Origin of the sequence: Acinetobacter terrestris, from assembly GCF_004331155.1 — a bacterium.
Taxonomy (GTDB): Bacteria; Pseudomonadota; Gammaproteobacteria; order Pseudomonadales; family Moraxellaceae; genus Acinetobacter; species Acinetobacter terrestris.
The window spans coordinates 44,305-57,330 of sequence record NZ_SJNZ01000016.1 but is presented as its reverse complement, the minus strand read 5'-3'; the positions used below and the strand labels follow the sequence as shown (position 1 = coordinate 57,330).

The window sequence follows — 13,026 nt, the reverse complement described above, 5'->3', positions numbered from 1 at the left end:
TTTGAGGTGCAACATGGCACAAACAGCTAAAACCAAATTCACCATTATTGGGGTGATTATTGCCGCAGTCATTATTGGGCTGGTGGTCTGGAATCAACAAAAAAAATCAGCTTCTGATGAACTGGTGATTGGGATCAGTCCATCATTTGCCAAACCTTTACAAGTCGCAGCAGATGAGGCCAAACAACAAGGCTTGAATGTAAAACTGGTAGAATTTTCCGACTGGAATACACCTAACATTACCTTGAACCATGGCGATATTGATGCCAACTTTTTTCAGCACCAGCCTTTCCTGGATAACGCGAAAAAAGAAACCGACTTTAAGATTAAGGCATTCGCTAAAGGTGCTGCAACGCATGTCGGTTTGTACTCCAAGAAAATCAAAAGTTTTGATGAGTTAAAAGACAATGCCAAAGTGGTCGTTCCTAATGATCCTGTGAATCAGGGACGTGCGCTGCTTCTTTTACAACAAGCACAGTTAATTACTCTTAAAGATCCAGAGAATTATTTATCTAGTCTGAAAGACATTGAGACCAATCCTAAAAAATTACAGTTTGTCGAAGTTGAAGGCCCACAAACGGCGCGTGCCATTGATGATGTCGATCTGGCTTTTGGCTACCCGCACTACTTACGTTTAGCGAAAACGGCTGATCCTGAACAAGCCTTGTTATTCGACTCTAACGCTGACACACGTTATGCCATTTTGTTTGCAGTGCGTGATGATTACCAAGATAAAAATGACAAGCTGAAAAAATTTGTGGAGATCTATCAAAACTCGGCAAAAGTGAAACAGGCTTTGGACCAAGACTTTGGTGCCAAACTCTGGTTCCCAGGCTGGAAATAAGATCATGTCAAATACAGTTAAAAACAATACCAAACTTTGGGTCATCACGGCAGTGGTGATTGCGCTGGTGGCCGGACTTGCAGGCTATCGCTGGATCAACAGCAACACACACAGTGACACACTGAAAATTGGCATTAGCCCACCCTATGCCGAACTTTTAAAAAGTGTGGCTGACGAAGTCAAAGCCCAAGGCATTAATGTCGAACTGATCGAGTTTTCAGACTGGCAAGCACCGAATGTTGCGGTTCAAAACGGTGATATTGATGCCAACTTTTTTCAGCAGAGTGTGTTCTTGGCCAATGCCGTGCGTGAAACGGGTTATAACCTGCATGCCTTTGGCAAAGGTTCGGGCAGTCATGTCGGTTTATATTCAAAAAAATATCAGTCGCTGAATCAAATTCCCAATCAGGCCAAAGTGGTGGTGCCGAATGATCCGGTGAACTTGTCGCGTGGCTTGACGCTCTTAGCCCGTGCAGGTTTGCTCTCGGTAAAAGATGTCAATAATGAATTAACCACCCTGCAGGACATCACCAGCAATCCGAAACAACTCAAGCTGATTGAAGTTGAAGGTCCACAAACAGCACATGCCTATAACGAAGCGGACCTGATTATGGGCTTTCCGCATTATTTAAAAATGGCAAAAGTTGCTGACCCCAATTCAGCCCTGATGATTGACCCGGTAGATAAAAAATACGCCATTTTATTTGTGACGCGTAAAGACTACTCAGATGAAGACCAAAAGCTGGCTACCTTTGTAAAAGCATTCCAAAACTCTGTCAAAGTTCGTGAAATTTTGAATGAAGATTTTGGGCAAGGCATGTGGTTTGAAGGCTGGAAATAAGGAGAATAACCATGGTGAGTTTTGGTTCACAAATCGATTTTTCAGTGCCGCATATTCAAATCCGGCACCTGAATAAATTTTATGATGTACAGGACAAACAGGTACATGCCTTAAAGAATATTAATCTGGATATTCCCCAAGGCAAGATTCTGGGCATTATTGGTAAAAGTGGCGCGGGCAAATCTTCACTGCTACGTACCTTAAATGGATTGGAACAGGCCAATGAAGGCAGCATTCATATCCATCAACAGGAAATAGCCACATTAAATCACCAGGATTTAATTCAGTTGCGCCAAAAAATTGGCATGATTTTCCAGCATTTCAATTTAATGTCGGCAAAAACCGTTTGGGAAAACGTTGCCCTGCCGTTAAAAATTTCAAACTTTAATAAGGCGGACATTGAACAACGCGTCAATGAAGTACTGCAACTGGTTGGTCTGAGCGATAAGGCAGAGCATTATCCGTCACAGCTTTCTGGTGGACAAAAGCAGCGCGTCGGGATTGCCCGTGCTTTGGTCAGCCATCCTGAAATTCTGCTCTGCGATGAAGCGACTTCTGCACTCGATCCTGAAAGTACCTCGGTGGTGCTTTCCCTGCTCAAAGAAATCAATCAGAAACTGGGCATTACCATTGTGCTGATTACCCATGAAATGCAGGTGATCCGTGAAATCTGCGATCAGGTGGTGGTGATTGAAAAAGGTGAGATTGTGGAGTCAGGGCAAGTCTGGTCGGTATTTTCCAATCCAGAAAAAGCCATTACCCAGGAGTTACTCAATCTTGAACAACTGGATTTGCCATTTGCGCTTTATCCTGAAAAGGACAACACAGTTTCACATACTATTTTAAAACTGAAATATGCCAGTGAAGCCAGGCATTCACCTGACCTTGCGCAGATTTTAAATCGCTTTGGGCATTCGGTGCATTTGTATCAAAGTCATATTGATACCATTCAAAATCATTTGGTCGGCACGTTAATTGTGGGTGTAGCTGATCTAGAGATTGATCTGCAGCAACTCACGCAACATTTAAAAAACCAAATTGCACATGTAGAGGTATTGGGCTATGCACGACCAACTCATTGATCTGTTGATTACCGGTACCATCGATACCTTATTGATGGTCGGTGTTTCCGCATTTTTTGCCTTGCTGATTGGTTTGCCGATGGCCGTGATTTTGGTCAATACCTCGGAGCATGGCATTTATCCCTCGAAAAGCATTAACCAGTCGCTGGGATGGATCGTAAATATTACCCGGTCAATCCCCTTCCTGATTTTAATGGTCGCGCTGATTCCACTGACTCGTCTCATCGTTGGCACCAGTTATGGCGTATGGGCAGCAGTGGTTCCACTGACCCTTGCCGCGACACCTTTCTTTGCACGTATCGCCGAAGTCAGTTTACGCGAAGTTGATCAAGGCTTGATTGAAGCTGCACAAGCCATGGGCTGTAACCGCAAGCAGATTGTCTGGCATGTACTTCTGCCCGAAGCACTGCCCGGTATTGTGGCCGGATTTACCGTAACCTTAGTCACCATGATTAACTCCTCCGCGATTGCCGGTGCCATTGGTGCAGGCGGTTTGGGCGATATTGCCTACCGCTATGGTTATCAGCGTTTTGATATGCAAATCATGCTTGCGGTTATTGTGGTGCTGATTGTTTTGGTCATGCTGATTCAGGCAACGGGCGACACCCTTGCCAACCAGCTGGATAAACGTAAAATTTAAACAATATACATTTCAGTTGTTTTCAATAAACATGAAAGCCATGACCTGACTTTGTGGTGGCTTTCATGTAAAATCAGCCACAATTTTTAAATAATACTTTGTGAGTCATTTCATGGGTTTTAATTGCGGTATTGTCGGCTTGCCGAACGTTGGTAAATCTACACTTTTCAATGCATTGACTAAAGCTGCGATTGCTGCAGAAAACTTCCCCTTCTGTACCATTGAACCAAACACCGGTATCGTACCTGTGCCTGACCTGCGCATGGACAAACTTGCGGAAATCGTTAAACCGCAACGTGTGGTTCCAACTGCAATGGAATTTGTGGATATCGCCGGTTTGGTTGCGGGTGCATCTAAAGGTGAAGGCTTGGGTAACCAGTTCCTTGCCAATATCCGTGAAACCGATGCGATTGCACACGTGGTTCGCTGTTTTGAAGATGAAAACGTAATTCACGTGAATGGTAAGATTGATCCGCTGGATGACATCGCAACCATCAACACTGAACTTGCACTTGCTGACCTTGAAGCAGTTGCAAAAGCCATCACGCGTTTAGCAAAATCTGCAAAAAGTGGCGATAAAGAAGCGATTGCAACCAAAGCGATTTTAGAAAAAATCCAGCCATTATTGGATGAAGGCAAACCGGCTCGCGCAGCTGACCTTGATGATGATGAGCGTAAACTGGTTCGTGGTTTTGGTTTAATGACTTTAAAACCAACCATGTACATTGCCAATGTTGCTGAAGATGGTTTCGAAAACAATCCCCATTTGGATGCTGTTCGTGAACTTGCTGCTGCTGAAAATGCGATTGTGGTTCCACTGTGCAACCAGATTGAAGCTGAAATTTCATTGCTTGAAGATGAAGACCGCGCTGAATTCCTTGAAGCAATGGACATGGAAGAACCTGGTCTGAATGCGGTCATTCGTGCAGGTTATTCACTACTTGGCTTACAAACTTACTTCACTGCAGGTGTACAGGAAGTTCGTGCTTGGACGGTTAAAGTGGGGGCAACCGCTCCTCAAGCTGCTGGCGTAATTCATACTGACTTTGAAAAAGGCTTCATCCGCGCTGAATGTATCGCTTATGATGACTTCGTACAATACAACGGCGAAGCTGGCGCGAAAGAAGCCGGTAAATGGCGTTTAGAAGGTAAAACTTACATCGTTCAAGACGGTGACGTTTTACACTTCCGTTTTAATGTTTAATCGTTAAAACGAAAAAAGCCCCGACTCATTCGGGGCTTTTTTTATGGCTATACACTAATTCAACTAGTTTAAGGCTGAGATCTGCTTGTTATCCATTTTAGCGCGTAACAAATGAGCGTGGTCTAGTATACGTTGCTCTAGGCCTTTACGAAAACCGAGCATGAATACCATTTCCGCCAAAACAAATAATGGGCCGATGGCTAAGCCAATAATATCGTCCATAAATGCCGGTTTTTTCTTTTCATAAAAATGCCCCACAAACTGAAATGCCCATCCTACGACAAAGATGCCAATACTTAAGCTTAGCCAAAGACTGGTATCGAGCTGTGCAATCTTGTAAGCGAATGGATAAGCGATCGCATAGATGACTAGCATGATCAGACCCAAAATGCGGTCTAAACTCAGGTAATATATGCCACTTGCAATCAGGATTACCGACGCTAAGGTCAACTCCATTCCTGACAGCATCACACCTGCTCTTGCGGTTAAACAAACAATGGCAAAGACAATCAAAGGAATGCCCACAAAATGCGTCAAAATGTTTTTATGATCTAGGTGATACGCTGCATACTGGCTGAGCAGCTGTTCTAATTTGGTCATGTTGTTCTTCCTTGTTACACTCATGCTTCGACTATATAAAAAAACCAAAGGCAAAGTTGTCGGCTAAATGACAACTCAGATCAAAAAGGAATTGAAGTGCTATCCTCCGTTTATATTGCTCATTTAGAACAGAACGCATGGTTTTCACAATTGCCTTCAGTGTTTAAGGAATTTATTGTGAGCCATGCGGTGCAACAGCATTTTGCCAAGGAACAAGCTATCTTCCATTCAGGAGATACATTTAATGGCATCTATGCCGTTTTAGAAGGCGCTGTTCGCTTAGGCTATATTGATATTGAAGGCAAAGAATCCGTAGCGGCAATTGTGGAACCGATTATGTGGTTTGGCGAAATCTCACTGGTCGATGCCCAACCTCGCTCGCACGATGCCATCGCCATTCAAAAAAGTCTGATCTTGCATATTCCAAGTCTCGCCATTCACAAACTGCTCGCAGCACATCCGGTTTTTTGGTATCACATTGCGCAATTGACCAGTCAAAAGTTACGTTTTGCTTTTTTAGAACTCATTTCGATTCAGACCCAAAACATGACCCAGCGTTTAGCACAACGCTTAATGTTTATCTTAAATGGCTATGGCAGTCATTTAATGATTGAAACCAACACCATTCATTTGTCCCAAGAACAATTGGCGCAAATGCTGACCTGTTCCAGACAAACCGTGAACCAGGAACTGCAGGCTTTAGAGAAGCAGAATATTTTGCGGCTTTCTTTTCGGAAAATCGAAATTTTGGATCTGGCTAAATTGCATCGAATCGCGCATGCATTTCCAGAGCTTTGAACAAAAAATATTAGATATTAACAATATCTGAATCATTGAGATGCAATACCGTTGCAGTATTTCACTCATCTATAGCTAAGCATGACATACGCATAAAAAGTGAATGTACTGGTCTGCTCATTCATATTTACCGCTTATGAAAGTAACTCACATACATTCACGGCATCAAAACCATTGGTACAAGGTGCAACTTCTTGCTGGATATTTGAAGAAGATGAATGAATCACTTGAACCTGATCTGCAGCATGTGAAGCAAGCGCGGCTGGAACGCTTTGACAAACAGTTAGAGTCAAAACCACACTTATTGATAAAAACACTTTATTAAACATCTTTTCTTCCTCTATTTATTTACTACATGGAAGTTATTTAGATTTTTATCAAAATAATAATAACATCAATGCAATTTATTATACACGTATTATCATTTAGCGATAATAATATGTATTTATCAAGTTATCGTTTTATTCTCTTATTAATTCTTTTTAACTATAAGTAAAAAATAAGCTTTAAAAAAATTGCATGAAAAAAAACGAGGCATTTGCCTCGTTTCATCTGACTTAAACCCCTTTCTTTTTCGGGTCAGTATTTCCCAGTTCAGGATTATCTATCGCACCCTTGCACTGTTGTTTATCTCGTTCGTAATCTGCTTGCTTTTGTGCCGCCGAACTGGATTGATCGATGCTTTCACGCGCCCATATTTCCAGACTGGTCAATGCTTTACGGCACAATGCATATTTTCCTTCAGTCACGGAGTCGGTCATTTTGACATTAATACGCCAATCGGTACTTAACTTGCGGGCAGGTTTACGCACCTGTTCTTCAAGCACATTCAACTGTTTTGCATACACCAAGCCATCGACCTGATTGATAAATTTCCAGGCTTCATGGGCATACGTGGTTGCATCATTGCTGAGCTTTGGTGCAGCCTTAATTTCAACTTTCTGCTCGGGTTCTTCAGATGATTGACCACAAGCCTGCAATGCAAAAATACTGCACAGTACAGAAATCATCCCTATTGCACGTGATTTGGACGCAAACATATCCGCTGCCTATACAAACATTTCGGCACTATGCTAGTGAATTCGGGTAGAATACTCAATCATCATTTTCTCCCCTTTGTCTAACTTTTCTTAGGTGTGTCGTGTCTGAGCACAAAATTCCTCCAGTACAAGCTGCTGGTTTTTGGCAAGGCGCTAAAGATAGTCAAGCCATTATTTTTACTTATCTTCCGGTTTCTTTTGCTTTCGGTGTCTCCGCGACACAATTTGGCTTTACCCCTTGGGAAGCCCTGTTTTTATCCTGTTCCATGTATGCCGGCGCCAGCCAGTTTTTAGTGGTGGCTTTACTCGGCAGCGGTACATCCATCTGGATGACAGCGCTTACCGTGATTGCTTTAGACATTCGTCATCTACTCTACGGCCCCGCGCTGCAAAACCTGATTCAAGATAAATTAAACTTAAAAAAGACAGCATTTTGGGCGTGGGGTCTGACCGATGAAGTCTTTGCTTCCGGGATGATTAAACTCTCGCAGCGTCGACAGGAATGGTCAGAGTCCTGGATGCTAGGCGTGAGCTTATTCAGCTGGATGTCTTGGGCTTTAGGTTCGTTCTTGGGTGGATTATTTGCAGATCAGGTCAGTCACTTACCGCAATTCCTACAAGCCGCACTGGATTTTCTGCTTCCTGCCCTGTTCTTAAGTTTCCTGCTTGCAGCTTTTGAAAAGAAACATACTTTAATCGTCGCTGTCTGTTTAATTGTTTCAGCCATCGCCTGCTATTTCATTAATTTGTCGGCAGCGATTTTCATTGGAATTTTATCCGGTATTTTGGCGGTCTTATTTAAGCACTATGTTTTAAAACAACACGATGATGAATTTGGAGAAACGCATGAATCTTGAAATTATTCTGGTGGGCATCATCGTTGGGATTGCCAATTTTGCATCACGGTTTGGTCCTTTTTATGTCATTCAAAAACATCAGCAAAACTCGCAAAAGCGTGGTTCGGTCTGGATTAAAATTGCCTTAGGCAGTATTGGTATTGCCGCCATTAGTTCCATGCTGGTGGTTGCCACCCTTCCACCGCTGATGGAAACGCCGAATAAAAGCTTTGCCATGCTGATCGGTTTTTTAACCTTAGCCGGGCTGTATTTTAAGTTTAAGCAGATTGTACCTGCGACTTTAACCGCGGCCGTGACTTATGGCTTAATTTATACCTATCTGCCCTTTCACTTTTAAAAAATTAAAAATTCATCTTAAGATGAACAAAGGCTTATGCTAATTTGAGTGTATAAGCCTTTTATATTGAATATAAAAACAAAAATAAGGATCATTTTGCATGTTTGAATCCAAACAGCTTATTGAAGGGAAAATCTTTATTCATCAACGGCGGGATGAACCATCACCATATTCCCGATACAGCTTTCCTGCCTGTTATTTTGAATGCTTCATTAATGCTCAAAACTTTGTTGGTCATTTTATCGAAGTACATGCTGAACCAGCAGATTTAGTCCGGGCCATTTATTTTGAAAATAATGGCAAAAATCAGATTATTGCCATGCTGAATCAGACCCAACAGGTCGTGCACTTGCATCCGCAGAATCTGATATTTGGCTACTGGAGTTTTAAACATCGTGTATTGCCGAATGCACTTCAATTGTTTGGCTTTCTGTTTGCACTGCTTTTCTATTCTTTTCCCTTGCGGCATTTTCTGTCGGTCATTTCCAGTTGGGCAAGGTGCTGCAGGATGCCTTAATGCTTTGTCTGATGGGGCTTGGATTATTCACCCTTGGCTTCATCCTTCCTTTTGCCGTTCCATATCTCTGCTGGCAACGCTATAAAACAATGAAACTCCTAAGCTGGCTGGATTTAAGTCAGCATCAAATTTTAGAAATGGAAAAACTGAACCCGCAAAACCGTATTTATCATTTAAACCCTGTTCCAGATCGGTTCAAGCAATCTGCCTGATTTAAGATGTAAATCTCTATAAACTTTATAAATAAAATTGTTGGACAATATCATTATTTTATGTGAATCCAGGCTTAATCCCCCAGTCAGTTCTGCTATGCTAAAAGCCCATAAAATCAAGCATGGATGATTTACATGAGCGTGACTATTGGTACTCCCCTTCAAGCTTCTGCATTTAAAATTTTGCTCTTAGGCTCAGGAGAGTTGGGTAAAGAAGTGGTGATTTCGCTACAACGTCTGGGTGTGGAAGTTCACGCTGCAGACCGTTATGATCACGCACCTGCCATGCAAGTTGCCCATTATTCTTATACTTTAAATATGGCAGATGCCGAAGAACTCAAACAACTGATCGAACAAGTTAAACCCAATTTAATTATTCCTGAAATTGAAGCGATTGCGACTCAGGTTTTGGTCGATATCGAAGAACAAAAGATTGCCACCGTTATTCCTTCAGCCAAAGCGGTTAACCTGACCATGAACCGTGAAGGGATCCGCCGTTTGGCTGCTGAAGAACTGGGTCTGCCAACTTCTGCTTATCGTTTTGCTGACTCGATTGAGTCTTTCCGCGCTGCTTGCGATGACATTGGCTATCCAAATTTTGTTAAACCGGTGATGTCCTCTTCAGGTAAAGGCCAGTCTCGCGTTAAAAGCTTTGATGAAGTCGATGCCGCTTGGGAATATGCGCAAACTGGCGGTCGTGTAAATCAAGGCAAAGTGATCGTGGAATCGCAAATTGATTTTGACTTTGAAATTACCCTGCTTACTGTCCGTGCTAAAAATGCTGAAACGGGTGAAATCGAAACCCAATACTGCGACCCGATCGGACACCGTCAAGATGCGGGCGATTATGTAGAAAGCTGGCAGCCTCAAGCCATGACTGCTGCAGCATTGGATGAATCTAAACGGATCGCGCATAAAGTAACGGCAGCCTTGGGCGGTTGCGGTATTTTCGGGGTCGAACTGTTTGTCAAAGGCGATAAAGTATGGTTTAGTGAAGTATCACCACGTCCGCATGACACGGGGCTTGTGACACTTGCCTCGCAATTCCAGAGTGAATTTGAACTGCACGCACGTGCCATTTTAGGCCTGCCTGTGAATACCACACGCCATAGCGTTGCAGCTAGTGCAGTTATTTATGCAGGCGTGGATGATCGCAATCTTTCGTTTTCTGGCTTAAATCTTGCTTTATCTAATCCGGATACAGATTTACGCCTTTTTGGTAAACCCGAAGGTTTTAAACGTCGTCGCATGGGTGTTGCAACGGCACGTGCTGAAACAACCGATCAGGCACGTGAACTCGCACTACACACGGCGACTCAAGTCAGTGTTCAGCAAAACTAAACCTGTCACCTTATTTACGGACCCCTGTTCATGATCAATACCTCTCCACTGTTGAATTACGTTAAAAGTAACCATGACATTCAAGCGATCAATCAATGGCGCACCGATGTTGAAAAGCAGCTTCAGGAAGGTTTTGAAAATGGACAGTCGATTCGTGAAGTCATTTCGGCCCGATCCAATTTGATTGATGAAGCCTTACAGTTTCTCTGGAAACATGCCGAACTGGATCAGACCGATTTAGGCTTATTTGCTGTGGGCGGTTATGGTCGTCGGGAAATGTTGCCCTATTCCGATGTCGACATCATGATTTTATCGGAAGATGAAATCACCCCCGATCAGGAAAAACTGATTTCAACCTTTATCTCATCATTATGGGACGTGGGTAATTTCAAACCGGGCATTAGTGTACGCACCATTTCCCAATGTGTAGAACAGGCCACCAGTGATTTAACCGTTGCCACCGCCCTGATTGAGTCACGCCTGATTATTGGCAATCCACATTTGGCCAAATGGCCGCGTCGGATCGTGTCACAAACCTGGACAGATAAAACCTTTTTTGATGCCAAAATGGATGAGCAGGCACGACGCCATGCTCAGCATAACAATACTGAAAGCAATCTCGAACCGGATATTAAAAATGCCCCGGGCGGTATTCGCGACATCAACCAAATTGGCTGGATTGCAAAACGCCATTTCCGGGTCAACCGTATTTATGATCTGGTACATTTAGGTTTTATTTCAGATTTTGAACTCGGTGTTTTAGAAGAAGCAGAAAGTTTCTTGTGGGAAATTCGCCATCATTTACACCGCTTAACCAAACGCGATGAAAACCGTTTATTGTTCGATTATCAACGTGATATTGCAGCCCTGTTCGGCTACACCCGTGAAGAACATCATTCACAAAACTACCCAATCGAACAATTCATGAAGCGTTATTATCGTAGCGCGCAGCAAGTGTCCACACTGAATGAAATGCTGCTGGCTTATTTTAATGAATCGGTCATTACGCCACGTTTACCCAACTATGAGCGTAAAATTGAAGAAATTAACGCAAACTTCAAGCTGGTGGATGGCAAACTTGCAGTACAGCATCACAAAATTTTCTCGGAACGCCCAAGCGCAATTCTAGAAATCTTCTATTTACTGGCCAATCGTCCAGAAATTGAGGGTATTCGCGCACGTACCTTGCGTCTTCTGATCCTCGCTGCAAAACGCATTGATCAAAGCTATCGGGATAATCCTGAACATCAAGCCCTGTTTATGGCCATCATTCGCTCACCGCATCGTCTTTATGAGACGCTCGTTGCGATGAAACGATATAGTGTTCTGGGTAATTATATTCCTGCATTTGGCCAGATTATGGGTCTGATGCAATATGACCTGTTCCATATTTATACTGTAGATGCGCATACCTTATTGTTACTGCGCAATTTAAACCGCTTTAAAGAACCCGAATTTGCCAAAGATTTCCCTGTGGTCAGTTCAGTGTTCCAGCGTCTGGCACGTCGCGATATTGTCTATTTGGCCGCTTTATTCCATGACATTGCCAAAGGTCGTGGCGGCGATCACAGTGAATTGGGTGCAGAAGATGCGATCAAGTTCTGTCGCAAACATGGCTTTACCGAGCGTGAATGTAATCTGGTTGCATGGCTGATTCAAAGTCATTTGCTCATGTCCATGACTGCGCAGAAAAAAGATATTTCCGATCCAGACGTGGTTCAAGCCTTCGCTGAAAAACTGGGTGATATGGAACATCTGGATTATCTGTACACACTAACCGTTGCGGATATTAACGCGACCAATCCGAAGCTCTGGAATACATGGCGTTCATCGCTCATGCGCCAGCTGTATACCCATGCCCGTGATGTGATTCGTACCGGTCTTGGGCGCCCTGTCGATTATCAAATGCTGATTGAAGACACCAAATTTGCTGCCAGTGAACTGCTGGTCAATGACTTCTCTCTCTATGATGTCGAAACCATTTGGCAGGAACTGGGCGATGAATATTTCATTAAAGAATCAGCCGATGAAATTGCCTGGCATACCCGTGCCATCTTGCAGCATGGCAACAATACTGAACCTTTGGTGTTAATGCGTGCCCATCGTCAATTTGCCCAGGATGCAGTGCAGATCTTTATTTACACTCAAGATCAGCCCAATTTATTTGCCACCACCGTTGCTGTATTTGACCGGATGAATCTGGATGTTCAAGATGCGCGAATTATTACTGCATCTACTGCATTTAGTCTGGATACCTATGTCGTGCTTGACCGTTTCGGTACCTTGCTGACCGACCCTGAACGCGAAGAAACCGTAATTGAAGCTTTGGTCAAAGCCCTCAGTCAATCAGATAAATATCCAGGTTTAATGCAACGTCGTATTCCACGCCAGTTACGCCATTTCGATATTGAAAATACCGTCGACATCACCCTGAATGCCGCGCTACAGCAAAACATGGTTGAAATAGCAACACTTGACCATCCGGGTTTACTGGCCAAAATAGGCGGTTTATTTATGATGCAAGGTTTGGATATTCTCTCTGCTAGAATTGCAACGCTGGGGGAACGCGCAGAAGACATTTTCTTTGTCACTAAAAAAGATGGCATTCCAATGTCCGATTCAGAAGCTGCAACTTTTGCTGTGCAATTAAAATCAGCACTCGATGAAGCCTCGAATCAAGTCTCTGGCCAACATTAACTTAAATTAAGCGGTA

Annotated in this window: 15 protein-coding genes; 12 read left to right on the top strand and 3 right to left on the bottom strand. The window is 43.2% G+C overall.

Annotation, left to right across the window (positions count from 1 at the left end; translation table 11 throughout):
* Positions 1-13: 13 nt before the first annotated feature.
* From E0H81_RS10420 to ychF, 5 genes are all read left to right on the top strand, one after another.
* Positions 14-844, top strand: coding sequence for a MetQ/NlpA family ABC transporter substrate-binding protein (locus tag E0H81_RS10420; protein WP_131318711.1), 831 nt, complete (start codon positions 14-16; stop codon positions 842-844).
* Between the two features lie 4 nt (positions 845-848).
* Positions 849-1,685 (top strand): MetQ/NlpA family ABC transporter substrate-binding protein, encoded by an 837-nt coding sequence (locus E0H81_RS10415; RefSeq protein WP_131318709.1) that lies wholly within the window; start codon positions 849-851, stop codon positions 1,683-1,685.
* 11 nt (positions 1,686-1,696) lie between these two features.
* Entirely contained in the window at positions 1,697-2,767 is a 1,071-nt protein-coding gene (locus E0H81_RS10410; protein WP_131318707.1) for a methionine ABC transporter ATP-binding protein, read from the top strand.
* Positions 2,748-3,407, top strand: coding sequence for a methionine ABC transporter permease (locus tag E0H81_RS10405; RefSeq protein ID WP_131267831.1), 660 nt, complete (start codon positions 2,748-2,750; stop codon positions 3,405-3,407). Before E0H81_RS10410 ends, E0H81_RS10405 begins: the two co-directional genes overlap by 20 nt.
* A 112-nt stretch (positions 3,408-3,519) precedes the next feature.
* Positions 3,520-4,611 (top strand): redox-regulated ATPase YchF, encoded by a 1,092-nt coding sequence (ychF, locus tag E0H81_RS10400; RefSeq protein WP_131318705.1) that lies wholly within the window; start codon positions 3,520-3,522, stop codon positions 4,609-4,611.
* A gap of 63 nt (positions 4,612-4,674) precedes the next feature.
* On the opposite strand, the gene E0H81_RS10395 is transcribed toward ychF, so the two are convergent.
* Positions 4,675-5,211 (bottom strand): Mpo1 family 2-hydroxy fatty acid dioxygenase, encoded by a 537-nt coding sequence (locus tag E0H81_RS10395; RefSeq protein WP_131318703.1) that lies wholly within the window; start codon positions 5,209-5,211, stop codon positions 4,675-4,677.
* Positions 5,212-5,307: 96 nt separating this feature from the next.
* On the opposite strand from E0H81_RS10395, the gene E0H81_RS10390 reads away from it, so the two are divergent.
* The gene (locus E0H81_RS10390) at positions 5,308-6,009 is read left to right on the top strand and encodes a Crp/Fnr family transcriptional regulator (RefSeq protein WP_131318701.1); all 702 of its coding nucleotides are present in this window, start codon (positions 5,308-5,310) and stop codon (positions 6,007-6,009) included.
* 134 nt (positions 6,010-6,143) lie between these two features.
* On the opposite strand, the gene E0H81_RS10385 is transcribed toward E0H81_RS10390, so the two are convergent.
* Positions 6,144-6,338, bottom strand: a complete 195-nt coding sequence (locus E0H81_RS10385) for a hypothetical protein (RefSeq protein WP_131318699.1) — start codon at positions 6,336-6,338, stop codon at positions 6,144-6,146.
* Between the two features lie 228 nt (positions 6,339-6,566).
* Complete coding sequence (locus E0H81_RS10380) at positions 6,567-7,049, bottom strand: hypothetical protein (protein WP_131318697.1); 483 nt, start codon at positions 7,047-7,049, stop codon at positions 6,567-6,569.
* 101 nt (positions 7,050-7,150) lie between these two features.
* Between E0H81_RS10380 and E0H81_RS10375 the strand changes: the two genes are divergently transcribed.
* From E0H81_RS10375 to glnD, 6 genes are all read left to right on the top strand, one after another.
* Entirely contained in the window at positions 7,151-7,906 is a 756-nt protein-coding gene (locus E0H81_RS10375; RefSeq protein WP_131318695.1) for an AzlC family ABC transporter permease, read from the top strand.
* Entirely contained in the window at positions 7,896-8,243 is a 348-nt protein-coding gene (gene ygaH / locus E0H81_RS10370; RefSeq protein WP_131318693.1) for an L-valine transporter subunit YgaH, read from the top strand. Before E0H81_RS10375 ends, ygaH begins: the two co-directional genes overlap by 11 nt.
* A 100-nt stretch (positions 8,244-8,343) precedes the next feature.
* The gene (locus tag E0H81_RS10365) at positions 8,344-8,760 is read left to right on the top strand and encodes a hypothetical protein (protein WP_244926532.1); all 417 of its coding nucleotides are present in this window, start codon (positions 8,344-8,346) and stop codon (positions 8,758-8,760) included.
* On the top strand, positions 8,760-8,972 hold the full coding sequence (locus tag E0H81_RS16235) for a hypothetical protein (RefSeq protein WP_244926531.1): 213 nt from the start codon (positions 8,760-8,762) through the stop codon (positions 8,970-8,972). Before E0H81_RS10365 ends, E0H81_RS16235 begins: the two co-directional genes overlap by 1 nt.
* Positions 8,973-9,098: 126 nt before the next feature.
* Entirely contained in the window at positions 9,099-10,313 is a 1,215-nt protein-coding gene (gene purT / locus E0H81_RS10360) for a formate-dependent phosphoribosylglycinamide formyltransferase (RefSeq protein ID WP_171458592.1), read from the top strand.
* Between the two features lie 30 nt (positions 10,314-10,343).
* Positions 10,344-13,010 carry a [protein-PII] uridylyltransferase gene (gene glnD / locus E0H81_RS10355; RefSeq protein ID WP_131318689.1) on the top strand — a complete coding sequence of 889 codons (2,667 nt, stop codon included), beginning with the start codon at positions 10,344-10,346 and terminating at the stop codon, positions 13,008-13,010.
* Positions 13,011-13,026 lie beyond the last annotated feature (16 nt).

Coding starts and splice junctions, on each gene's coding strand:
- E0H81_RS10420 (WP_131318711.1), top strand. CDS start 14: ATGGCACAAACAGCTAAAACCAAATTCACCATTATTGGGGTGATTATT.
- E0H81_RS10415 (WP_131318709.1), top strand. CDS start 849: ATGTCAAATACAGTTAAAAACAATACCAAACTTTGGGTCATCACGGCA.
- E0H81_RS10410 (WP_131318707.1), top strand. CDS start 1,697: ATGGTGAGTTTTGGTTCACAAATCGATTTTTCAGTGCCGCATATTCAA.
- E0H81_RS10405 (WP_131267831.1), top strand. CDS start 2,748: ATGCACGACCAACTCATTGATCTGTTGATTACCGGTACCATCGATACC.
- ychF (WP_131318705.1), top strand. CDS start 3,520: ATGGGTTTTAATTGCGGTATTGTCGGCTTGCCGAACGTTGGTAAATCT.
- E0H81_RS10395 (WP_131318703.1), bottom strand. CDS start 5,211: ATGACCAAATTAGAACAGCTGCTCAGCCAGTATGCAGCGTATCACCTA.
- E0H81_RS10385 (WP_131318699.1), bottom strand. CDS start 6,338: ATGTTTAATAAAGTGTTTTTATCAATAAGTGTGGTTTTGACTCTAACT.
- E0H81_RS10380 (WP_131318697.1), bottom strand. CDS start 7,049: ATGTTTGCGTCCAAATCACGTGCAATAGGGATGATTTCTGTACTGTGC.
- ygaH (WP_131318693.1), top strand. CDS start 7,896: ATGAATCTTGAAATTATTCTGGTGGGCATCATCGTTGGGATTGCCAAT.
- E0H81_RS10365 (WP_244926532.1), top strand. CDS start 8,344: ATGTTTGAATCCAAACAGCTTATTGAAGGGAAAATCTTTATTCATCAA.
- E0H81_RS16235 (WP_244926531.1), top strand. CDS start 8,760: ATGCTTTGTCTGATGGGGCTTGGATTATTCACCCTTGGCTTCATCCTT.
- purT (WP_171458592.1), top strand. CDS start 9,099: ATGATTTACATGAGCGTGACTATTGGTACTCCCCTTCAAGCTTCTGCA.
- glnD (WP_131318689.1), top strand. CDS start 10,344: ATGATCAATACCTCTCCACTGTTGAATTACGTTAAAAGTAACCATGAC.